The organism is Xanthomonas codiaei, from assembly GCF_002939785.1.
In the GTDB taxonomy this organism is placed as follows: Bacteria; Pseudomonadota; Gammaproteobacteria; order Xanthomonadales; family Xanthomonadaceae; genus Xanthomonas; species Xanthomonas codiaei.
Genome location: NZ_MDEC01000008.1, coordinates 136,195 through 158,690 on the forward strand (window position 1 = coordinate 136,195; position 22,496 = coordinate 158,690).

A 22,496-nucleotide genomic window follows, 5' to 3' on the forward strand; every position below is an offset into this window, starting at 1 on the left:
ATGGGCAACATCCTGGTACCGGCTGGCGTCAACGGCGCCGGCAAGAGTTCGCTGCTGGGGCAGATGCTGCAGGAAGACGGCGCCACCTGGTTCAATCCGGACGCGTTCACCCGGCAACTGGTGGAGCAGGGGTGGGCGCACGACGAGGCGAACGCGCAGGCCTGGCAGGAAGGCGTACGGCGACTGCGCCGGGCCATGGCCGATGGCAGCGATTTCGCATTTGAAACGACGTTGGGCGCGAGGACCATTCCGCGTCTGCTGCGCGAGGCCTGCGCGCAGCACACGGTGGCGGTCTGGTTCTGCGGGCTGGCGACAGTGGACCTGCACCTCCAGCGCGTGGCAGCGCGGGTCGCTGCCGGCGGCCATGCCATTGCTGAGCATAAAATCCGCGAGCGTTACGACGCATCGCGCGCCAACCTGATCGCGTTGCTGCCGCATCTGGCAGTACTGCATGTCTACGACAACAGCGCGCCGGCCGACGCGGCGGGGCAGGCGAGGCCAATGCTCGTGCTGGAACTGGACCGCAGCGGCCTGCACTACCCGCAAACGCCGGCCGAATTGGCGCAGGTGCCCCATTGGTCCAAGCCCATCGTGATGGCGGCATTGGAAACGCGCGGCGTGTCTTGACGCGCGTCCGGTCCTGCGAGCGGTGAGGGCGCCATGCGCACGACTCACTCAGCTTCTGACTGTATCCAGACACTGCGACGACGCAACTTCTTGGCTGCTTTTACATGTTGTGTCTGGATGGATTGGACGTTTCGGATAGACCAATGCTGAGCGAATGATTTGCAGCTTGGCTGCAGGGCCCTTGCCCGCCCACCATCGCGGGACACGCCGTGAATCCGTCCATGGAGGCTCATGCGGCATCCATGCCGCATAAGGTCACGCGACGGTGAGCGGGCAAGGACCAGTCGAGATGGTCGGTGTGCATGTTTTCCAATGAAGCAGCCAGCAAACTCTCTGGTGCGGTGTCCTTACCGTTTGCGGGACCCTGTGGTGGCATGGATGCCGCCACGGAGCCTACAGGGACGTACTTGCGGCGTGTCCCGCGAGCGGTAAGGGCACCGCGCTCTCGACGCATCAGGCGTTTGACTGCATCCGAGAGGATGACGACATCCTGCGCAGCGCTGTTCAATGTGGCAGGAAAATCCAGTGGATGCTTCAGTCACTTAGCGATAGGGCCGCGGCTTGGCTGCAAGGCCCTTGCCCGCCCACCATCGCGGGACACGCCGTGAATCCGTCCGTGGAGGCTCTTATGCGGCATCCATGCCGCATAAGGTCCCGCGACGGTGAGCGGGCAAGGACCCGTCGGGCAGGTCGGTGTGCAGAGTTTCACTGCAACGAGTAACCCTGGACCGCGCGACCTGATGTCCTTTGCTCTTCAACGAACCACCAGCCAACTGTCTGGTGCGGTGTCCTCGCCGATTGCGGGACCGTGTGGCGGCATGGATGCCGCCACCGAGCCTATAGGGGCGTACTTGCGGCGTGTCCCGCAAGCGATGAGGGTGCCGCGCTCTTGACGCTGCGCGATGGCCATACATCCGCAGGCCCTCATGCAAGCCTCCGTCGCGCAGTGATACGACGGACGAAAGACGATGCCGCTCGCAGCGCCTTGCCAGTACTGCGAGCGACACCATCTGCGCTTACGCCTTGCTCAATTGCACCGCCACCGGGTCGCCAGTGAGATAGCCCACCGCGGCCCCGAAGCGGTCCTTGTAGTTGGCGCGTACCAGCGGATCCAGCGTGGCCTTGACGGTATCGTGCAGCGGGCTTTCCCAGTCGCCTGGATGCTGGAAATTGCTCATGACATAGGTCCAGCCGTGGATCTGGTCCACCGCGTGCAGGCCGGTGGATTCGGCGCCCGCCGGCACCGATAGCAGCCGTGTGAGCGTGCCGTTGTCCACGTGGTAGGCCCACAGGAAATTGTTGACGTGCAGGCTGCTGTCTTCGCCGATGAACAGGGTGCGCAGTGATTCGGAGAACTTGAGGTTGTCCGGGTTGGCCAGCCGCTCGGGATCGGCCAGATTGCCCAGCGCGTCGGGCTGCGCCAGGTCGTGGCCGGTCAGCGCGGCAGGCGCGGCCATGTCGATCGGCACCCAGTCGCTGTGGATCGGTGCACCGCTGCTGTCGCGGCGCCCGCCGCGCAGATTCAAGGCATACACCGCGCCGGCATCCGGGCCCTCCACTTTCACGTCGCCCGAGCCGTTGCGCATGCTGGTGACGATGTAGGACATGGCCATGTAGGCGATCTTGTCGCGGGCGTTGACGGTGGTGCCTTCGAGCTTGGTGAAGCCCAGGCTGCCACCGGCCAGTGCGGCATAGCGGTGGGTTTCCAGATAAGCGGCGGCCTTTTCCATGCCCGGCTTGATGCGGATCCAGTTGAAGGTGCCGTTGAACGGGATCTTGGTGAAGCTGGCATCGCCTGGGTCGCTCAGATGCACGTCGAGGATGTCGGCGGCGGTGAGGCGGTCGGCCAGCGCTTGGATCTCGGCGCTGGTGGCGTGGCCCAGCCTGATCCAGCTCAGCGTGGCCGCGCCCGGGCCGACGCCGGAGGTCTGGTGCCACTTGCCGACATACAGGGTGCCGGCGGAAAGGTCCGCCTTGCGGTCGGCGATGAACATGAAAAGTCCACCATTGGTGGCGTCGTCGCCCATCAGCACGGTGCGTTGGTCGGGCATCACCTGCACCAGCTCATGCGAAATGCGGCCCAGGCAGTAGTGCTTGCGCACGCTGCCGGTGCCGTCCGGATGCACGGTGATCTCGGGCAGGTGGCCGTAGTGATAGGGGTTGGCCTTTTCCGGGTCGCCGTACAGATGCGTGCTGTAGCTACGGAACTGGGTATTGCCAGCCAGCGCAGTGGCGTCGGGTTCGTACTCTTCGCTGGACAGGTGGGTATTCCACGGCGACAGGCTGGCGCCGCAGGTGGTCCACAACCCGTGCACCGGCGCGGTGTCGACGTTGTGGTACTTCACCAGCGACAGCTTGCCGGTGGCCGGGTCCTGATCCAGGGTGAGCACGGCGATGGGCGCGGGCAGGTGACGATTGGTGTCGTTGCCGGCCTGGTCGCGGGTGGTGTATTCGAACTGCACCACCGCGAACACGTGGTTGCCCTTGACGCCCGGGACCTTGGCGTTGGGCAGGGTCAGCAGCGAGGAGCCGTCCGGGCAGTCGGAAAAGAACGGGCGTTCGGCACCGGGTTTGGAGCGGTCGATGATGGGGCGGTGCTGGATGTCGTAGTAGCCGCCGGCCAGCACGGTGCCGCCCTTGCCGTCGGGCACCTGGTCGCCGGTGACGAAGAACGGGTGGTAGGCCAGCGCGTAGCGCTGGGTGGTGCCGTCGTTGCGGGCAACGCTCAGCGACGAGCCCACCGTGGTGGTGGCCATGGCGGCAGGATTGGCCAGGCTGGGGGCAGGCATGCCATGGAAGGTGGCCGACACCAGTCGGGCCGGGGTTTCCGAAGGCCGCAGCGGGCGCGCCGCCAATGCGGCGCTGCCCAGCTGCTGGAGTGCGGCGGCGCTGGCGCTGCCGAGCGGCAACAGGGGAACGGCTGCCATCACTTGCATGAGGCGGCGACGGGTAGGGTCGGGGGAGGCGGACATCGAAACTCCAGGCAAAGGCGACGATCAACGGTGGCGGGTACACCGGCAGGCTGGTCACGCTAGGCTCGGCAGATGACGCTTGTTTGACAGCGAGCTCACCCGTTGGCTTGCGTTGGGATGTGCTGGGCCGGGCAAGCGCCATCGCCCGTATGGTCGGCGACGGCTGCGCACTACGGCGCTCGTCGGGTGGTGCGATGCAGCAAAGTGGGCTTCCGCCCAATCCCAGGCGGCGCGCCGGATTCAGCGAATTTCCGTGGTTTGACAGCAGCTGCCGGTATTCCAAGGCTATAGCTCCGGCCAATAAGTTGGCCGTGATTTGGCATAGGGGCGAGCGCGGTTGACAGGGTAGGGGATTCACGCAAGCGTACGCCGCCTAATGGCCTGCGGCGCACGCAGCGTCGTGGGAGAACCACCCTGGAGACCCGTATCTTGGACATGTTGCTTCGTCGTACCGCCGCGCCCGTCGCGCGTCGCGCGCTCTCTCTGGCCACCGCCGCAGCGGTGCTGATGCTGGCCGCGTGCCAAGGCAAGGACACCGCCTCCGCCGAGGCCGGCAAGACCGCGCCGGCTGCAGCGCCCGCCGAGGCCTCCACCACCATCCATCCGGACCAGTGGCCGTCGCCGAAGTGGCCGTTCGCGCAGGACGCCGCGCTGGAGCAGCGCATCACCGATGTGATGTCCAAGATGAGCGTGGAAGAAAAGGTTGCCCAGACCGTGCAGGGCGACATCGCCAGCCTGACCCCGGACGATGTGCGCAAGTACCGTATCGGCTCGGTATTGGCTGGCGGCAATTCCGATCCCGGCGGCAAGTACAACGCCAGCCCGGCCGAATGGCTGAAGCTGGCCGACGCCTTCTATGACGCCTCGATGGATACCTCCAAGGGCGGCAACGCGATTCCGATCATCTTCGGTATCGATGCGGTGCACGGCCAGAGCAACATCGTCGGCGCCACCCTGTTTCCGCACAACATCGGCCTGGGCGCCACGCGCAACCCGGAACTGATCAAGAAGATCGGCGAAGTCACCGCCGCCGAAACCCGCGTCACCGGCATGGAGTGGACCTTCGCGCCCACCGTGGCGGTGCCGCAGGACGACCGCTGGGGCCGTAGCTACGAAGGCTATTCGGAGTCGCCCGACGTGGTGGCCAGCTTCGCCGGCAAGATGGTCGAAGGCGTGCAGGGCACGCCAGGCACACCGCAGTTCCTGGATGGCAGCCACGTGATTTCGTCGGTGAAACATTTCGTCGGCGACGGCGGCACCACCGACGGCAAGGACCAGGGCGACACCAAGGTGTCCGAAGCCACCATGCGCGACATCCACGCCGCCGGCTATCCGCCGGCCATCGCGGCCGGTGCGCAGACGGTGATGGCCTCGTTCAACAGCTTCAACGGCGAGAAGATGCACGGCAACAAGGTCATGCTGACCGACGTGCTCAAGGGCCGGATGAACTTCGGCGGCTTCGTGGTCGGCGACTGGAATGGCCACGGCCAGGTCAAGGGCTGCACCAAGGACAACTGCCCGGCCTCGTTCATTGCCGGCGTCGACATGGCGATGGCTGCCGACAGCTGGAAGGGCATCTATGAAACCGAACTGGCGGCAGTGAAATCCGGCCAGATCAGCACCGAGCGCCTGGACGATGCGGTGCGCCGCATCCTGCGCGTCAAGATGCGCCTGGGCCTGTTCGAGGCCGGCAAGCCGTCCAAGCGCCCGCTCGGCGGCAAGTACGAATTGCTGGGCGCGCCCGAGCACCGCGCCATCGCCCGTCAGGCGGTGCGCGAGTCGCTGGTGCTGCTGAAGAACCAGGCCGGCATCCTGCCGCTGGATCCGAAAAAGCGCGTGCTGGTGGTCGGCGATGGCGCTAACGACATGGGCAAGCAGTCCGGCGGCTGGACGCTGAACTGGCAGGGCACCGGCACCAAGCGCAGCGACTACCCCAACGGCAACACCATCTGGGAAGGCCTGGACAAGCAGATCAAGGCCGCCGGCGGCAAGGCCGAGCTGGCAGTCGATGGTGCGTACAAGACCAAGCCCGACGTGGCGGTGGTGGTGTTCGGTGAGAACCCGTACGCCGAGTTCCAGGGCGACATCGCCACCCTGCTGTACAAGCCGGGCGACGACAGCGAGCTGGCACTGCTGAAGAAGTTCAAGGCCGACGGCATCCCGGTGGTGGCGGTGTTCCTGAGCGGCCGCCCGCTGTGGATGAACCAGTACATCAACGTGGCCGATGCGTTCGTCGCCGCGTGGCTGCCGGGTTCGGAAGGCGAGGGCATTGCCGATGTGCTGCTGCGCAAGGCCGATGGCAGCGTGCAGAACGACTTCAAGGGCAAGCTCAGCTTCTCCTGGCCCAAGACCGCGGTGCAGTTCGCCAATAACGTGGGCCAGAAGGACTATGACCCGCAGTTCAAGTTCGGCTACGGCCTGACCTATGCCGACAAGGGCGATCTGGCGGCGCTGCCGGAAGAATCCGGCGTGTCCGGCGAGCAGTCGGTGGGCGGGGTGTACTTCGTGCGTGGCAAGCCGGCACTCGGCATTGCGATGCAGCTGTCCAACGCCGGCCAAGCCAACATGCCGGCAACCACGCTGCCGGTGGGCCTGTCCGATGGCAGCCTGAAGATGACCGCAGTCGATCACAAGGCGCAGGAAGACGCGCGCCGCCTGGTGTGGTCCGGTGCCACGCCGGCCAGCGTGCTGCTGGTGTCCGGCAAACCGTTGGACGTGTCGCGCGAGAGCAATGGCGATGTGCAGCTGCAGCTGACCGTGCGTCGCGACAGCGCGGTGACGGCGCCGGTATGGCTGGGCGTGGGCTGCGGCGACAAGTGCGGTGGCCGCGTGGACGCACAGAAGACCCTGGCCGCATTGCCGCAAGGCCAGTGGAAGGTGGTGGGGGTGCCGCTCAAGTGCTTCGCCGCAGCCGGTGCCGACGTGACCAAGCTGACCCAGGTCGCCAGCATCGAGAGCGGCGCGGCGCTGGACCTGTCGGTGTCGAGGGTGGCGCTGGGCGCGCTCAACGAAGCCGAAGTCACGGTGGATTGCCCGGTCAAGTAAGCCGCAGGTCCGCAGGCTTGCCTGCGGACGATGCGTCGATTCATTGGAACAAGCGCGTCGCCGACATCGGCGACGCAACTCAGCGGCCACCGATCGCGGTGGCGTCATCAGCCGCCGCGGGGGCGGTGTTGTCGATCGGCCGGGACGGCCTGCAGACGCGGTTCGCCGCGCTGCCATTGCGCACCTGTTGCGCGGCGGCGGCATTCTGCAGCCCTGCCTGATCGGTCGGCGCATACCCCAGAGCCAGACAGGAGAGTGCAGTGGGTTTGGCGACGTTGGATATCGTGATCGTGCTGGTCTACCTGACCGGCATCTTCGTGCTCGCGCAAGTGGTCTCGCGCGAGAAGGCAGGCCACAGCAAGAGTGCCGAGGATTACTTCCTGGCCAGCAAGTCGTTGCCGTGGTGGGCGATCGGCGCGTCGCTGATCGCCGCCAACATCTCGGCCGAGCAGATCATCGGCATGGCCGGGTCCGGCTATGCCATCGGTCTTGCGATCGCCTCCTACGAATGGATGGCGGCGTTGACGCTGCTGATCGTCGGCAAGTTCTTCCTGCCGATCTTCCTGCGCAACGGCATCTACACCATGCCGCAGTTCCTGGAGCAGCGCTACGGCAAGTGGATCCGCACGCTGATGGCGGTGTTCTGGCTGCTGCTGTACGTGTTCGTCAACCTGACCTCGATCCTGTGGCTGGGATCGATCGCGGTCAGCCAGGTCACCGGCATGGACCAGACCCTGGCGCTGGCGCTGATCGGCGTGTTCGCGCTGGTCTATCAGTTGTATGGCGGCCTGAAGGCGGTGGCGCTGACCGACATCGTGCAGGTCACGCTGCTGGTGCTGGGCGGGCTGCTGGTGGCCGGGCTGACGCTGGCGCGGATCGGCGATGGCGGCGGCGTGCTGGCCGGCTTCCAGCATCTGTGGAGTGCGCACCCCGAGCACTTCCACATGATCCTGAGCAAGGACAACCCGTTCTACAAGGATCTGCCGGGCCTGAGCGTGCTGCTGGGCGGGCTGTGGATCATGAACATCAGCTACTGGGGTTTCAACCAGTACATCATCCAGCGCGCGCTGGCGGCCAAGAACATCGGCGAGGCGCAGAAGGGCATGGTGTTCGCCGCGTTCCTGAAGCTGCTGATGCCGCTGGTGATCGTGGTGCCGGGCATCGCCGCGGTGGTGCTGGCGCCGGATCTGGCCAAGCCCGACCAGGCCTATCCGACCATGATGCAGCTGCTGCCCACCGGCATCCTGGGCCTGGTGTTCGCTGCGTTGGTGGCGGCGATCGTGGCCTCGCTGGCCTCGAAGATCAACTCGGTGGCGACCATCTTCACCCTGGATTTCTACGCCAAGTTCCGCCCCCACACCGAGCAGAAGACGCTGGTGCGCGTGGGCCGCATCGTGGCCGCGGTGTCGGTGCTGATCGGCATCCTCACCGCGCGGCCGTTGCTGGGCAACTTCGACCAGGGTTTCCAGTTCATCCAGGAATTCACCGGCTTCTTCACCCCGGGCGTGGTGGTCATCTTCATGCTCGGCCTGTTCTGGAAGCGCGCCAACGAAGCCGGCGCACTGACCGCGGCGATCGGCTCGGTGGTGTTGTCGTTCGCGCTCAAGTTCGCGTGGCCGGAACTGCCATTCATGGACCGCATCGGGGTGGTGTTCCTGGCCGCGCTGGTGCTGGCGGTGCTGGTCTCGCTGATGACGCCGGCCACGCAGGCGCGCGACCTGATCCGTACCGACGATGTGGCCTATGGCACCACCCTGGGCTTCAAGCTCGGCGCGGCCGGCGTGATCGCGATCCTGATCGTGCTGTATACGGTGTTCTGGTGAGCCAGACCGGTTTTCGGGAGCGGCTGACGCAGCATGGTCAGCCGCCCCGATCTGCACCTTGACGGAGCGGCATGCCGATGCCGGGCTGCGGCGCGTTCGAGCGCCGCAACCGGCACCGGCCCCGGCGAGTAGCCCATGCGCCGGGCAGGGACACGGCGGTCAGGCGAGCGCTTCGCCACGCCATGGCCATCGCCGCCGTGCCGCCGTCCACTGCTGCTGCCGAATCCCGACCAACGCTGCCGACGGCCGTCTGCGCTCAGACCCGCGCCGCCGCCATGTTTGCTGCAAGCAGCGTGACCGGCGCGGCGAACTGCGCCTGCCAGGGCGTCTGCAACCAGGCTTCCAGCGCGGCGGCCGGCATGGGTTTTGCGATCCAGTAGCCCTGGCCTTCGTCGCAGCCCCAGGCGCGCAGTTGCGCATAGGCCTCGGCCGATTCGATGCCTTCGGCCACCACGCGCTGGCCCAGGCTGTGGCCGAGCTGGATCATCGCCGGCACCAGGGTGCGGTCGGTGCGATTGTCCGGCAGCGAGCGGACGAAGGATTGATCGATCTTCAACGAGCTGGCCGGTAGCTGCTTGAGATAGCTGAAATTGCTGTAGCCGGTGCCGAAATCGTCGATGGCGATGTGCACGCCCAGCGCGGCCACGGCGGCGAGCTGTTCGGCCAGCTGTTCGGGGTGGCGGATCATCGCGCTTTCGGTGAATTCGATTTCCAGCCGGCGTGGATCCAGCTTGTGGCGTTCCAGCCCGCGCCGCAGCAGCAGCGCAAAGCCGGGGCGGTCCAGGTCGGCGGCCGACACATTCAAGGCCAGGTTGAAGTCCAGGCCTTGCTGCTGCCAGCGCGCGGCCTGGGCGATGCCGTTATCGATCACCCAGGCGGTGATGCGGTTGATCAGCGCGGTCTTCTCGGCCATCGGCACGAAGTCCGACGGCATCACCGGGCCGATCATCGGGTGCTGCCAGCGCAGCAGCGCTTCCACCGCCACGCAGCGATGGTCGTGCAGATCCACGCGCGGCTGGTAATGCAGGCGTAGCTGGCTGGCGCTGTCCAGCGCGGCCGGCAGCGCGGCGAGCAGGCGGAAGGTGTTGCGCTGGGCCACGTCGTGCTTGCGTTCGTACATGCTCCAGGTCAGGCCGCGCTGGCGCGAGACATCCACCGCGGTGGTGAGCGAACGGATGGTGTCGGACGCGCCATAACTGGTGTGCAGCGACACCGCGCCGATCGAGGCCACCGCGGTATGCGGGATGCCCTGGTGATCCAGCGGTTCGGTGAACGCCTTGGACAGCCTGTTGCACAGGCCGGACAGACGCTGGTTTTCGGCTGGGGTGAGAAAGCCGAAGGTGGTCGGGTCCAGCCGGTAAAGCAGGGTGCCGGCGGGCAGGTAGGCGGTCAGGCGACGTTGCGCCAGCGCGACGTACCCATCGGCGTAGTCCCAGCCCAGCGCCTTGACCATATCGCGGAAGTAATCGCTGCCGCAGACGTCGATGGCGACCGCGGTGGTGGCCGGCGCGGTCTCGCGCTGGGCCAGCCAGGTATCCAGGTCTTCGCCGAAGCGCGAGCGATTGGGCAGGCCGGTGGCGCCATCGCGATAGGTGGTGCTGCGCAGGTTTTCCACCCGCAGCACGGCCAGGTCGCGCAGCCCCTCCAGATGCAGCAATGCCTCCGCATCCAGACCCTCGCGTGGGCTGGTGCCGATCACGCACAGCGTGCCGATGCGGTGGCCGTCGCGCAGTTGCAAGGGCGCGCCGGCGTAGAAGCGGATGAAGGGCGGGCCCAGCACCAGCGGGTTGTCGCTGAAGCGCGGGTCCAGTTGCGCATCCGGCACCACCATCACCTGGTCGGAGTGGATCGCATGCGCGCAGAACGCCTGCTCGCGCGGTGTCTCGGGCGCCGGCAGGCCAACGCGTGCCTTGAACCACTGGCGGTGCTCGTCCACCAGCGACACCAGCGCAATCTCCGTGCCCAGCGCACGTGCGGCCATCGCGGCGATGGTGTCGAACACCGGGTCCGGTGGCGAATCCAGCAGGCAGAGGCCACGCAGGACGGCCAGACGGGTGGATTCTTCGGACATGGGGGACGGCTGACTGACGGGGGCGGGCACGGAGGGCATGTGGCTGTATCGGCCTCGGCCGTATCCACTTGACGTGACCGCACCGGCTTATTCAGCTGCCAGCAGCGCAAACGCATGGTGCAGTGCGAGGCGTCGGCATCCGTCGTACCGGCAACCGCCGGTGCGTTTCGCGCTGCAGCACAGCGCTGCGCAACACGACGCGGCAGCAAAACGCTGCGCTCTCGGGCTGGGCGCCCACCCAGGCCAACCTGAGCGGGCGCGCGGTTGTACAGAAGTTAACGTTACCAGCCCTGCGGCGGTGCGGTCTGAGCACTTGGTCCGCATCCGCGGCTTTTGTCGATTCTGTGACCGGGCCGCAGATCGCCGCAGGGCACGGCGGGCACGGTCGGCGTGCGCGGGACAGCCCATGCGATGGCATGTCGGTACGTCCGCGGCACCCACCCTCAGGAGCGACTCATGACACTCTTCACTCGCCTGACGCAGCGCGCCGCGCTGCTGATCCTCGGACTTGCGCTGGCATCGGCCGCACACGCCGGCTTATCCGTTTCCGGCACGCAATTGCGCGAAACCAATGGCAACACGCTGGTCCTGCGCGGCATCAACCTGCCGCATGCCTGGTTTGCCGATCGCACCGATGCCGCACTGGCGCAGATCGCTGCCACCGGCGCCAACAGCGTGCGCGTGGTACTCAGTTCCGGTCACCGCTGGACCCGCACGCCCGAAGCGGAGGTCGCGCGCATCGTCGCGCGCTGCAAGAGCCTGGGCCTGATCGCGGTGCTGGAGGTGCACGACACCACCGGCTACGGAGAAGAAGGCGCGGCCGCCACCCTGGCCCATGCCGCCAGCTACTGGACCAGCGTGCGCGGCGCGCTGGTGGGGCAGGAGGACTACGTCATCATCAATATCGGCAACGAACCGTTCGGCAACCGTCTCAGCGCCAGCGAATGGGTGACCGGCCACGCGCGTGCGATCGCCACCTTGCGCAATGCCGGCCTGACCCATGCGTTGATGGTGGATGCACCCAACTGGGGCCAGGACTGGCAGTTCTACATGCGCGACAACGCCGCGGCCTTGCTGGCCCAGGACAGCCGCCGCAATATCGTCTTCAGCGTGCACATGTACGAAGTGTTCGGCAGCGATGCGTCGGTGGACAGCTATCTGCGCGCGTTTCGCAGCAATGGCCTGGCGCTGGTGGTGGGTGAGTTCGGCGCCGACCATCGCGGCGCGCAGGTCGACGAAGCGGCGATCATGCGGCGCGCGCGCGAGTACGGGGTCGGCTACATGGGCTGGTCGTGGTCGGGCAACGACAGCAGCAACCAGTCGCTGGATATCGTGCTGGGCTGGGATCCGACCCGCCTGAGCAGCTGGGGGCGCAGCTTGATCGACGGCCCCGACGGCATCCGCGCCACCTCGCGCAGGGCCAGCGTCTTCGGTCCGAGGCGTCGCTAGATCCAGGAGCGGCTGACAGACCTACGGCGCAACCGTCAGGTGGGCGCGGTTGGTGTTCGGAACCGGCGTGTACCGCTCGTACGCTCCGGTTCCTGCGCGCTGCCCGCCTGCGATCAGCGTCCGGGTTCGCGCTGCGGTCCCGGGCTGGGGCGCTTGGTCAGCTTGCGCTGCAGCGAGCGGCGGTGCATGCCCAGCAACCGTGCGGCCGCGGACACGTTGCCGCCGGTTTCGTGCAGCGCCTGCTGGATGTGTTCCCACTGCAGGCGGCTGAGCGGGGTCATCATTTCCTGCGCGGTTTCTTCTTCGTCCGGCTCGGGCAGGTCGTCGTCCTCCTCGCCCAGCGCGCGCATGATGGTGGGGATGTTGGCCGGCTTGGGCAGGTAGTCGTCGGCGCCGAGCTTGATGGCCTCCACCGCGGTGGCGATGCTGGCGTAGCCGGTGACCAGCAGGATGCGCATGTCGGCGCGGATCTGCCGCAGCGGCTGGATCAGGCTCAGGCCGGAATCGTGGCCGAGCTTGAGGTCGATCAGGGCGAAATCCGGCAATGCGCTGCGCGCGGTGGACAGCGCGCTGTCCGCATCGGTGGCGGTCAGCGTTTCCACGCCACGCCGCGCCAGGCTGCGCTGCAGCGTGCGCAGGTACAAGGTGTCGTCGTCGACCAACAGGCCGGTACGGATCGGGGTGCTTGTCATGCCAGGGCCTCGTGTTCGGAAAGCGGCAGGCGGAACCCGACGCGGGCGCCGCTGCCTTCGGCGGGCAGCATCCACAGCTCGCCCTGCAGGCGTTCGACGGTGGCATGCGACAAGGCCAGGCCCACGCCCATGCCGTCGTGCTTGCCGCTGTTGAACAAGGTGCCGGGCAGCATGGCTTGCGCGGTGTCGAAGCCGGGGCCGTAATCGCGTACCTCGCCGCTGAGATGGTCGTCCTCCACCCGCAGCGTCAGGTCGATCTGCGGGCGGCCGGCGCGCTCGCCGGCATCGGCGGCATTGTTGAGCAGCACCATCAGCAGGTGGCTGACGCCGGGTTGCAGCATCAGCCGCATCGGTGCGTCCTCGTTGCGGCGTAGCTCGATGGTGGGGCGCACCAGCCGCCATTGTTCCAGCACGTCCTTCACCGCCACCTCGCGGCTCAGATGGCCGTTGTCGGCCGGTGCGGCCAGCGCCAGCACGCGCTCGTGGCACTGCACCAACAGCTCACGCAAGGTGTCCAGATCCTCGCGCAACTCCACTTGGTCGCACTGGTCGGCGATGTCGTCCACCAGCAGCGTCATCGTCGCCAGCGGGGTGTTGAGTTCGTGCGCCACCGAGGCCGCATGCGTGGCCAGCGCCACGATGCCCTCGTTGCGGGCGAAGCGCTCGCGCAGGGTGGAGATTTCGCGTTCGCGTTCGCGCATCGACAACGCCAGCCGCGTGGCGAACGCCAGCACCACCACGGTGGACAGCAGGAAGTTGGCCGCCATGCCCCACATGTGCAGGCTCAAGGGGTCGAAGCTGCCGTACGGCAGTGGCAGGCCGAATGCCGCGCTGACCACGTAGCCGGCCACGCACGACGCCGCCACCGCCATCGCCCAGCCCAGCGGCAGGGCCAGCGCGGCCAGGGCGATCAGCACCAGGAACAGCGAGCCGAACGGGTTGGCGATGCCGCCGCTCCAGCCCACCATCCAGGTCAGCACGGTCACATCGACCAGGATGTGGCCGAACTCGGTGGCCGGGCTCACCGCGCCGCGATGGGCCACGCGCAGCTGCGCATACAGGTTGAACACCGCCAGCGCGGCCACGCCGGCCCACAGCGGTTGCTGCGGCAGGTTCAGGCCCATCAGGCCGGTGGCGACCAGGATGGTGGCGGCCTGGCCGGCGGTAGCCAGCCAGCGCAGGCTGCACAGGGTCCGCAGGAAGGAGGCGTCGGAGCTGTTCATCATCGCAATGCTATGCGCTTGGGGGCGTGGCAGCCTGCGACAAACCGTCGCATCGGCCCGGAATGCCGGCCGCAGCACGCTTCAGCTGTGAGCGGACGGAGGACAGGCTAAAATACCGCGATGCATGACGCCGTGACCCGCCCAACCCCTCCCGCCGACGCCACCGCCTGGCCGCGCCGCATCACCCAGGCCGTCAGGATCGGCAGCGTGATCGTGGGCGGAGGCCACCCGGTGGTCGTCCAGTCGATGACCAATACCGACACCGCCGACATTGCCGGCAGCGTCAAGCAGGTGGCCGAGTTGTGGCGCGCCGGCTCGGAGATGGTGCGGCTGACCGTCAACAATCCCGAGTCCGCCGCCGCCATCCCGCGCATCGTCGACAAGCTGCGCATGATGGGGATCGAGGTGCCGCTGATCGGCGATTTCCATTACAACGGCCACCAGCTGCTCGCCGCCGAGCCGGCCTGTGCGCAAGCGTTGGCCAAGTACCGCATCAACCCGGGCAACGTCGGTTTCGGCAAGAAGAAGGACCTGCAGTTCGGGCAGCTGATCGAATTCGCCATCAAGTACGACAAACCGGTACGCATCGGCGCCAACTGGGGTTCGCTGGACCAGTCATTGGCCGCGCAGCTGATGGATGAGAATTCCCGGCGTGACTCGCCGTGGGATGCCGGCCGCGTGCTGCGCGAGGCGTTGATCCGTTCGGCGGTGGACTCGGCCGAGCGCGCGGTAGAACTGGGCCTGCCGCGCGAGCGCATCATCCTGTCGGCCAAGGTGTCCGGTGTGCAGGAGCTGATCGCGGTGTATCGCGACATGGGCAGCCGCTGCGACTTTGCGCTGCACCTGGGCCTGACCGAAGCCGGCATCGGTAGCAAGGGCATCGTGGCTTCGGCCGCGGCGCTGAGCGTGCTGTTGCAGGAAGGCATCGGCGACACCATCCGCATCTCGCTGACGCCCGAGCCGGGGCAACCGCGCACCCAGGAAGTGGTGGTGGCGCAGGAACTGCTGCAGACCACCGGGCAACGCGCGTTCACTCCGATGGTCACCGCCTGCCCGGGCTGCGGCCGCACCACCTCGGAGTTCTTCCAGGAGCTGGCCGGCGTGGTGCAGAACCACGTGCGCGCGCGCATGCCGGAATGGAAGATCTCCAATCCCGGCGCGGAGAACATGACCCTGGCGGTGATGGGCTGCGTGGTCAACGGGCCGGGCGAATCGCGTCACGCCAACATCGGCATCTCGTTGCCGGGCACTGGCGAAGCGCCGTCGGCGCCGGTGTTCGTGGATGGCGAAAAAACCGTCACCCTGCGTGGCGAGAACATCGCGCAGGACTTCATCGCGCTGATCGACCAGTACGTCGAACGCACCTATGTCCGCCGCGCCGGCTGAGTCGCCGGCCGGATTCAGGGGATGGCTGCGCAACAATGCGTGGCGCATGGCGTTGCTGTTTGCCGGCGTGTTGCTGCCGCTGGGGCTGTTCGTGGACCTGGCCGACGAAGTCCACGAGCTGGAAAACTTCTACTTCGACGAACCGCTGCTTTGGAGCCTGCGCAGTATCGCCACCCCGGAGCTAAATACGTTTTTCGGGGTGATCTCCAAGATCGGTTATCAGTACGGCGTGATTCCGGCCGACATCGCCATCGTGCTGGTGCTGCTGGCGCTGCGTCGCTGGCGCGAGGGGACCTTTGCCGCGCTGGGCTTCGGCGGTTCGGCGCTGCTCAACATGGGAGCCAAGCAGTTCTTCCAGCGCGACCGGCCCAGCCTGTGGGAGTCGATCGCGCCGGAAAGCACCTTCAGCTTTCCCAGCGGCCATGCGATGGGCTCGATGACGCTGGCGGCGGTGGTCATCGCGCTGGCCTGGCGCACCCGCTGGCGCTGGCCGGTGACCATCGTGGCCAGCACGTTCGCGTTGCTGGTCGGCGTGTCGCGTATCTACCTGGGCGTGCATTATCCCTCCGACATCCTGGGCGGCTGGTCGGCGGCGCTGGTGTGGGTGGTCGGCCTGTACCTGGTGATGTTCCGCGGTGCGCGACGCCCGCATTGGCGCCGCACCGCCGCATCGGTCTGACTACCCGGCTGTGCGGCTTGCACGCCATCGCGCTTCGGCGCGTGGCGCGATCGCACGGCGTGGTTGCACCCGTGGAAATCAGCTCAGTCTGGCGTCCATGCCCATCGCGGCGGCGTCACGCACCAGCCGGTGCAGTCTGGTTCACGCGGCGTGCGTCGGGCGATGCGGGTGCGCCGGTGACCTGCGCCAGAGCCCTGCGCCGATCGCGCTGCCGATCAACGCCAGCAGCATCACGTAATAGCCCGCGCCCATCGGGTGCTGCTTGACCAGCATCACCACCAGCAGCGGCGTCAGCCCACCGAAGACGGCGTAGCCCAGGTTGTAGGCGAACGACACGCCGGACAGGCGCACGGCCGGCGGGAACGCCTCGACCATGATGCGCGGGATCACGCCCAGGATGCCCAGTGCCGCGCCCAGTAGCGCATACAGCGGAAACACCAGTTGCGGATCGCCGGCCAGGCGGTAGAACAGCCACGCCGCCACGCCGAGAAATAGGCTGCCGATGAGCAGCACGCGTGCGTTGCCATGGCGGTCGGCCAGCGCACCGGCCACCACCGAACCCAGTGCCTGCAGCACGATCGCCAGGCTGTTGGCCTGCAGCGCCACCGCCGCCGGGTAGTGATAGCTGCTCTGCAACAGGCCGGGCGTCATCAACGACACCACCAGCACGCCACCGGCCACCATCCAGGTCAGCGCCAGCGACAGCAGCACGCCGCGCCGGTGATCGCGCAGCACCAGTTTGAGCGGGGTCTCGCGCGCGAGCGCCCGCATGGCGACCAGCTCCGCGAACACCGGCGTCTCGTGCAACCAGCGCCGCAGATAGACCGACACCAGCCCGAACACCCCGCCGGCCAGGAACGGCAGACGCCAGGCGTAGTCGGCGATCTCGGCAGCGCTGAAGTGGCGGTTGAGCGCGCCGGCGCCCAGCGAGCCAAGCAGCACGCCACCTGCCAGGCCGGCAGTCAGCGTGCCGCAGGCCAGCCCGGTGCGGTGTGGCGGCACATGCTCGGCCACGAACACCCAGGCGCTGGGCACTTCGCCACCGATCGCCGCGCCCTGCAACAGGCGCGCGGCCAGCAGTAGCAACGGTGCAGCCACACCAATCTGCGCATAGCTCGGCAACAGGCCGATGCACAGTGTGGGCAGCGCCATCAGCAACAGGCTCAGCGCGAACATGCGCTTGCGGCCGACCAGGTCGCCGAAATGGGCCATCACCATGCCGCCGAGCGGGCGCACCAGGTAGCCGGCGGCGAAGATGCCGAAGGTCTGCAGCTGCCGCATCCACTCCGCAATGCCGGGCGGGAAGAACAGCTGGCCCAGCACGCCGGCAAAGAAGATGAAGATGATGAAGTCGTACAGTTCCAACGCCCCGCCCAGCGCCGACAGCGCCAGGGTCTTGTAGTCGCTTGCGCGCAGGGGCCTGGGAGTGGTGGGCGAGGGCGAGTCAGTGGTCACTGGCAGGCATCCTTGTAGGCGTGGACGCGCGCAACGCCGCGCGTTGGTATGCCGCCATGCTAGCGCGGCCCCGCGGGCGCTGCGGCGCGGCGTACTTGCCGGCGTGTGCGCGAACACGAATCGGCCGCCACGCTCAGCCCAGACTGGCCCGCGCTGCCGCCTCGGCATGCAGGGCGGTGGTATCGAACAGCGGCACCTGGGCGTCGCTGGCGTCCACCAGCAGCGCGATCTCGGTGCAGCCCAGCACAATGGCCTGCGCGCCGTCGGCGGCCAGGCTGGCCATGATCCGGCGGAACAGCAGGCGCGAGGATGCCTGGATCACGCCCTGGCACAGTTCTTCGTAGATCACCCGGTGCACCTGCACGCGCGCCTCTTCCGGCGGGACCAGTACCTGCAGGCCGCGTGCTTGCAGGCGCTGGCGGTAGAACGGCTGCTCCATGGTGAAGCGCGTTCCCAGCAGCCCCACGCGGGTGATGCCTGCGGCATCCAGCGCATCGGCGGTGGCGTTGGCGATATGCAGCAGCGGCATCGGCGTGGCGGCGGTGATGGCATCGGCCACGCAGTGCATGGTGTTGGTGCACAGCACCAGCAGCTCGGCACCGGCTGCCTGCAGCGCACGCGCGGCGTCTGCCATGGCATCGCCGGCCGCGTCCCAGTCGCCGGCCTGTTGCAGCCGTTCGATGGTCTGGAAGTCCACGCTGTACAGCACCAGCCTGGCCGAATGCAGTCCGCCACAATCGCGCCGCACCGCCTGATTGATCAGCCGGTAATAGGTCTGGGTGGATTCCCAGCTCATGCCACCGATCAGGCCGAGCGTCTTGACGGGTTTCAACGCGGTGGATGCAGGTGGCATGCCGTAAGGCCCTGGAGTGGCGAACACAACATTGCGAGCGGTTGTCGGGTGGGCGTGGACGATGCATCCAGACCCGGGAGTGTACGAGCGCCGCGGAAGATTTCGCGCATCGGCCGCGCCGCTGCGGTGTTGGCCGCGTTTATTCGCCGGGTTTGGCGCCTTCCAGCGGTGCATGGGTGGCGGCGCGGCGCGCCAGCACCGCTTCGCGGTGGGCGATGTAGACGTTGGCGCCGATGATGATGGCCGCACCGATCAGGGTATGCCGCTCGATCGCCTCGCCGAACAACCACCAGCCCAGCAGCGCCACCAGCGGCAATTGCATGAAGCTGATCGGCTGCAGCGCCGAGACCTCGCCCAGCTTGAGCGCGCGGGTCCAGAACAACTGCCCGGCGGTGCCGAAGATGCCGGTGGCCACCAGCCATAGCCAGTCGATGCCCTGCGGCCAGCTCCACTGGAACAGCGCGGGAATCAGCGACATCGGCACCCAGAACACGTAGGTGTAGAACACCACCGTGTCGGAGTCGTCGCTGCGCGAGAGCTGCTTGATCTGGATTGCCACGATGGCGCTGATCACCGCGGCCAGCAGCGCCACCAGCAGGCCCGGGCTGAAGGTGGACGAGCCCGGCCGCAGGATCACCAGCACGCCGATGAAGCCTGCCGCCACCGCCAGCCAGCGCCGCATGCGCACCTGTTCCTGCAGCCACACCACCGCCAGCACGGTGACGAACAGCGGCGTGGAGTAGGACAGCGAAATCGCCTGCGACAGCGGCAGGTGCCCGATCGCCCAGAACCCGCACAGCATCGAGGCCAGGCCGATCAAGGTGCGGGCGAAATACTGCGGCAGCTGGCGCGTGCGCGGCAGCGGCTTGCCCGGACGCACGATCAAGGGCAGCAGCGCCAGCAAGCCGAAGGCATTGCGGAAGAACGCAATCTCGGTGGTCGGGATGTGCGCTGAGGCAAACCGGATGCTGATGGCCATCAGGCCGAAGGCGAGCGTGCTGATCAGCATCCAGATGGCGGCGCGCACCGGCGCCGACGCTGCCCTCACCAATGCGCTCCGATGATGCGCGGCTCCGGTTCCAGGATCACCGAATAGCGCTCGCGCACCGACTCGGCAATGCGCCGCGCGAAATCCAGCAACTGCGCGCCCGTGGCGGTGCCGTAATTGACCAGCACCAGCGCATGCTCGGGCGACACGCCGGCATCGCCTTCCCGCTTGCCTTTCCAGCCGCATTGCTCGATCAGCCAGGCGGCGGACAATTTGCCCTGGCCGGCCTGCTCGCCCGGATACACCGGCATGTCGGCAAAGCTGGCCTGCAAGGCGGCAATCTGTTCGCTCGGCAGCAATGGGTTCTTGAAGAAGCTGCCCGCATTGCCCAGCACATCCGGGTCCGGCAACTTGCGGCGCCGGATGTTGATCACCGCCTGCGCCACATCGGCCGCGCCCGCCAGTTCGGCGCCCATGCGCGCCAGTTCCTCGCGAATGCCTGCGTAGTCCAGTCGCAGTTCGTGCAGCAGCGGTAGATTGAATTCCACCGCCACGATCAGATAACGCTCGGGCTGCTGCTTGAACACGCTGTCGCGGTAGCCGAACGCGCAATCGGCCGCATCCAGCCGCACGAACTGCTGGCTATGCCGGTCGAAGGCTTCCACCACGTGGATGAAGTCGCCCACCTGCGCGCCGTACGCGCCGATGTTCTGGATCGGGCAGGCGCCCACGGTGCCCGGAATCAGTGCCAGATTTTCCAGCCCCGACAAGCCCTGCTGCAGCGAGTACAGCACCAGCGCATGCCAGTTCACGCCGGCGCCGGCCCGCACGATGGCGTGGTCGGCACGGTGCGCGATGATGGACGTCTGGCGGTTGTCGAAGCACAGCACGCAGCCGGGCGGATCGCCGGCCAGCAAGACATTGCTGCCGCTGCCCAGCACCAGCAACGGTTGTCCGGCGATCTCGGGCGCGGCCAATGCCTGCGGCAATGCCTCGGGCGCGTGGACGTTGAGCAACCAGCGCGCGGTGGCCTCCACATGGAAGGTGTTGAGCGCGCGCAGCGGCGCCTGTTCGCTCAGCTGCCAGCCTGTGTGCACTGCATCTCTCATAACGGCGACACCGCACCGCCGCTGGGTGCTTCGCGACGGCGTCGGATGGCGTTGACGCATTCGCCGATGAGCTGCGGGCCGCGGTACACCAACCCGCTGTAGCACTGCACCAGGCTCGCACCGGCTGCCATCTTGGCCACCGCATCGGCGCCGGAGTTGATGCCGCCCACGCCAATCAACGGAATCGATTCGGGCAGGCGCGCGCGCAGGCGCCGCAGCACCAACGTGGATTGCCCCAGCAGCGGCGCGCCGGACAGACCGCCGGCTTCGGCAGCCAGCGGGTGATTGGCCACCAGTGTGCGTGTCACCGTGGTGTTGGTTGCGATCACGCCATCCACTGCCAGGTCGGCCAGCACGCGTGCGGCGGCATCGATGTCGCGGTCGTTGAGGTCCGGCGCCACCTTGACCAGCATCGGCACCCGTTTGCCGTGTTGCGCGCTTAGCACTTCCTGGGTTTCGCGCAAGTCGGAAATCAGACGGCGCAACGATTGTTCTTCCTGCAACTCGCGCAAGCCTGCAGTATTGGGCGAGGAGATGTTGACCGTGATGTAGTCGGCCAGCGGATACACGCGCTCCATGCAGTAACGGTAGTCACTGGTGGCCTCCTCGTTGGGCGTGTCCTTGTTCTTGCCGATGTTGATGCCGAGCAGGCCTCCCGTGCGGCGTGCGCGCTGCACGTTGGCCACCAGCGCATCCACGCCCAGATTGTTGAAGCCCATGCGGTTGATCACCGCCTGGTATTCCGGCAATCGGAACATGCGTGGCTTCGGGTTGCCCTCCTGCGCGCGCGGCGTCACCGTGCCGATCTCGACAAAGCCGAAGCCCAGCGCAAACAACGCATCGATGTGCTCGCCGTTCTTGTCCAGCCCGGCACCCAGCCCGACCGGGTTGGGGAACATCAGGCCGAAGGCCGGAGTAGGCAGCGGCACCGGGCGCCTGGCCAGCAATGCCGTGGTGCCGGTGCGGTAGGCGGTGTCGATGGAGCGCAACGCCAGCGCGTGGGCGCGCTCGGCATCCAGGGAAAACAGAAAGGGGCGGGCAAGCGAATACATGCGGGTCAGTTCAATCTCCCGGCGAACACGCGGGTTTGGTATTGGAAGTCGATCAGCCCATCGTGCGCATATGCATCGAACAACGTGCGGAGTGCGGCGAGCATCGGGGCATGACGTGGGTCGTGCGCAAGCGGGGCGTACGAGGACGATAGCAGGCGGCCGCGCAAGCTCTCGAAGTCCAGCCGCTGCACGTTCGGAAAGCGCGCCATCGCGCAGAAGCCATCGCCGAACCACGCCTGCATGGTGGCATCGTCTTGATACCGCTCGGCCACTGCGGAATAGTCGGTGCCGTAATCCAGCAGCAACTGCTCGTAGCCGCGCAGGAACGCGGTGCTGTCCAGTTCGCGCGAATTCCAGTACACCACCGCCAGCCCGCCGGGCTGCAGGATGCGCGCCCATTCGGCGTGCACGGCCTGCATGTCGAACCAGTGGAAGGCCTGCGCCGCAGACACCAGGCCCACGCTGGCATCGGCCAGCCCGGTGGCTTCGGCGGTGCCGTCGATCGCCTGAAACTTGGGAAATTCCGCCAACCACTGCAGCGCCGCGTCACGCATGGCCTGGTTGGGCTCCACCGCCGTCACCGCATGCCCGGCTTCCAGAAACAGGCGGCTGGAAATGCCGGTGCCGGCGCCGATGTCGGCCACTGCCGTTGCGGGCGTCACGCCCAGTTCGTCATGCAGCCAACGCAGCAGCTGCGGCGGGTAACTGGGCCGGTAGCGCACATAGGCCGCTACGCGGTCGTTGAAGCGCTGGGCGGAGGAGGGCGTGGCCATGCTCAACTGTTGGCGGCCGCAAGCCAGGCCATGCCGCCAAAGAACAGCAGGAAAAACGCGATTCCCACCACCCAGAGCGCCACCGCCAGCCAGCCCATGATGAGGCCGCCGATGGCCAGGCCGTCGCCGTCCAGACCCTGGGGATTGCGGCGGATTTCCGCGCGGGCCAGATGCCCGGTAATGATGGCGCAGATGCTGCCCAGGAACGGGATCAGCGTCCAGCCGAGAATGCCCGCAACCAGGCTGACGATCGCCATGGCGCTGGTCTGTCGAACGACAACGTTCATCATGAACTCCTT

The 22,496-nt window shown here is 67.1% G+C and carries 18 protein-coding genes; 7 read left to right on the forward strand and 11 right to left on the reverse strand.

Features of this window, described 5'->3' with window-relative positions; genetic code table 11:
* Entirely contained in the window at positions 1 to 627 is a 627-nt protein-coding gene (locus XcodCFBP4690_RS08150) for an ATPase (protein WP_146091861.1), read from the forward strand.
* Between the two features lie 1,016 nt (positions 628 to 1,643).
* Here XcodCFBP4690_RS08150 and XcodCFBP4690_RS08160 read toward each other — a convergent pair.
* A complete protein-coding gene (locus XcodCFBP4690_RS08160; protein WP_104540478.1) occupies positions 1,644 to 3,599 on the reverse strand; it encodes a PhoX family protein in 1,956 nt (651 codons plus the stop codon).
* A 429-nt stretch (positions 3,600 to 4,028) separates the two neighbouring features.
* Here XcodCFBP4690_RS08160 and XcodCFBP4690_RS08165 point away from each other — a divergent pair, with 429 nt between their 5' ends.
* Genes XcodCFBP4690_RS08165 through XcodCFBP4690_RS08175 form a run of 3 tightly spaced genes read left to right on the forward strand, consistent with a single transcriptional unit; the run spans position 4,029 to position 8,467 of the window.
* A complete protein-coding gene (locus XcodCFBP4690_RS08165) occupies positions 4,029 to 6,644 on the forward strand; it encodes a glycoside hydrolase family 3 protein (RefSeq protein ID WP_104540479.1) in 2,616 nt (871 codons plus the stop codon).
* A 17-nt stretch (positions 6,645 to 6,661) separates the two neighbouring features.
* Positions 6,662 to 6,865: a hypothetical protein gene (locus tag XcodCFBP4690_RS08170; protein ID WP_104540480.1), complete on the forward strand. Its 204-nt coding sequence runs from the start codon at positions 6,662 to 6,664 to the stop codon at positions 6,863 to 6,865.
* Positions 6,866 to 6,904: 39 nt separating this feature from the next.
* Positions 6,905 to 8,467 carry a sodium/sugar symporter gene (locus tag XcodCFBP4690_RS08175; protein ID WP_104540481.1) on the forward strand — a complete coding sequence of 521 codons (1,563 nt, stop codon included), beginning with the start codon at positions 6,905 to 6,907 and terminating at the stop codon, positions 8,465 to 8,467.
* Between the two features lie 256 nt (positions 8,468 to 8,723).
* Here the strand turns inward: XcodCFBP4690_RS08175 and XcodCFBP4690_RS08180 are convergent, their stop codons facing one another.
* Positions 8,724 to 10,577 (reverse strand): putative bifunctional diguanylate cyclase/phosphodiesterase, encoded by a 1,854-nt coding sequence (locus XcodCFBP4690_RS08180; RefSeq protein WP_104540482.1) that lies wholly within the window; start codon positions 10,575 to 10,577, stop codon positions 8,724 to 8,726.
* Between the two features lie 417 nt (positions 10,578 to 10,994).
* Here XcodCFBP4690_RS08180 and XcodCFBP4690_RS08185 point away from each other — a divergent pair, with 417 nt between their 5' ends.
* Positions 10,995 to 11,987: a glycoside hydrolase family 5 protein gene (locus XcodCFBP4690_RS08185; protein ID WP_104540483.1), complete on the forward strand. Its 993-nt coding sequence runs from the start codon at positions 10,995 to 10,997 to the stop codon at positions 11,985 to 11,987.
* A gap of 113 nt (positions 11,988 to 12,100) precedes the next feature.
* On the opposite strand, the gene XcodCFBP4690_RS08190 is transcribed toward XcodCFBP4690_RS08185, so the two are convergent.
* Together XcodCFBP4690_RS08190 and XcodCFBP4690_RS08195 are read right to left on the reverse strand one after the other, a co-directional pair.
* Positions 12,101 to 12,679: a response regulator transcription factor gene (locus XcodCFBP4690_RS08190; RefSeq protein WP_104540484.1), complete on the reverse strand. Its 579-nt coding sequence runs from the start codon at positions 12,677 to 12,679 to the stop codon at positions 12,101 to 12,103.
* Positions 12,676 to 13,902, reverse strand: coding sequence for an ATP-binding protein (locus XcodCFBP4690_RS08195; RefSeq protein ID WP_167394522.1), 1,227 nt, complete (start codon positions 13,900 to 13,902; stop codon positions 12,676 to 12,678). The genes XcodCFBP4690_RS08190 and XcodCFBP4690_RS08195 overlap by 4 nt, the downstream gene beginning before the upstream one ends.
* Positions 13,903 to 14,022: 120 nt before the next feature.
* On the opposite strand from XcodCFBP4690_RS08195, the gene ispG reads away from it, so the two are divergent.
* Both ispG and XcodCFBP4690_RS08205 read left to right on the forward strand, forming a co-directional pair.
* On the forward strand, positions 14,023 to 15,288 hold the full coding sequence (ispG, locus tag XcodCFBP4690_RS08200; protein WP_104540486.1) for a flavodoxin-dependent (E)-4-hydroxy-3-methylbut-2-enyl-diphosphate synthase: 1,266 nt from the start codon (positions 14,023 to 14,025) through the stop codon (positions 15,286 to 15,288).
* A complete protein-coding gene (locus tag XcodCFBP4690_RS08205; RefSeq protein WP_104540487.1) occupies positions 15,269 to 15,967 on the forward strand; it encodes a phosphatase PAP2 family protein in 699 nt (232 codons plus the stop codon). Before ispG ends, XcodCFBP4690_RS08205 begins: the two co-directional genes overlap by 20 nt.
* A 141-nt stretch (positions 15,968 to 16,108) precedes the next feature.
* Here XcodCFBP4690_RS08205 and XcodCFBP4690_RS08210 read toward each other — a convergent pair whose 3' ends face one another.
* The 7 genes from XcodCFBP4690_RS08210 to XcodCFBP4690_RS08240 form a co-directional block, all read right to left on the reverse strand.
* Complete coding sequence (locus tag XcodCFBP4690_RS08210; RefSeq protein ID WP_104540488.1) at positions 16,109 to 17,422, reverse strand: MFS transporter; 1,314 nt, start codon at positions 17,420 to 17,422, stop codon at positions 16,109 to 16,111.
* A gap of 133 nt (positions 17,423 to 17,555) precedes the next feature.
* On the reverse strand, positions 17,556 to 18,275 hold the full coding sequence (locus tag XcodCFBP4690_RS08215; protein WP_104540489.1) for an aspartate/glutamate racemase family protein: 720 nt from the start codon (positions 18,273 to 18,275) through the stop codon (positions 17,556 to 17,558).
* 139 nt (positions 18,276 to 18,414) lie between these two features.
* Complete coding sequence (locus XcodCFBP4690_RS08220) at positions 18,415 to 19,326, reverse strand: DMT family transporter (RefSeq protein WP_167394523.1); 912 nt, start codon at positions 19,324 to 19,326, stop codon at positions 18,415 to 18,417.
* On the reverse strand, positions 19,320 to 20,372 hold the full coding sequence (murB, locus tag XcodCFBP4690_RS08225; RefSeq protein ID WP_104540490.1) for a UDP-N-acetylmuramate dehydrogenase: 1,053 nt from the start codon (positions 20,370 to 20,372) through the stop codon (positions 19,320 to 19,322). The genes XcodCFBP4690_RS08220 and murB overlap by 7 nt, the downstream gene beginning before the upstream one ends.
* Positions 20,369 to 21,424 (reverse strand): quinone-dependent dihydroorotate dehydrogenase, encoded by a 1,056-nt coding sequence (locus XcodCFBP4690_RS08230; protein ID WP_014090028.1) that lies wholly within the window; start codon positions 21,422 to 21,424, stop codon positions 20,369 to 20,371. Before XcodCFBP4690_RS08230 ends, murB begins: the two co-directional genes overlap by 4 nt.
* A gap of 5 nt (positions 21,425 to 21,429) precedes the next feature.
* Positions 21,430 to 22,197, reverse strand: a complete 768-nt coding sequence (locus XcodCFBP4690_RS08235; protein WP_008571242.1) for a class I SAM-dependent methyltransferase — start codon at positions 22,195 to 22,197, stop codon at positions 21,430 to 21,432.
* Positions 22,198 to 22,199: 2 nt separating this feature from the next.
* The gene (locus XcodCFBP4690_RS08240) at positions 22,200 to 22,484 is read right to left on the reverse strand and encodes a DUF4190 domain-containing protein (RefSeq protein ID WP_011347158.1); all 285 of its coding nucleotides are present in this window, start codon (positions 22,482 to 22,484) and stop codon (positions 22,200 to 22,202) included.
* Positions 22,485 to 22,496 lie beyond the last annotated feature (12 nt).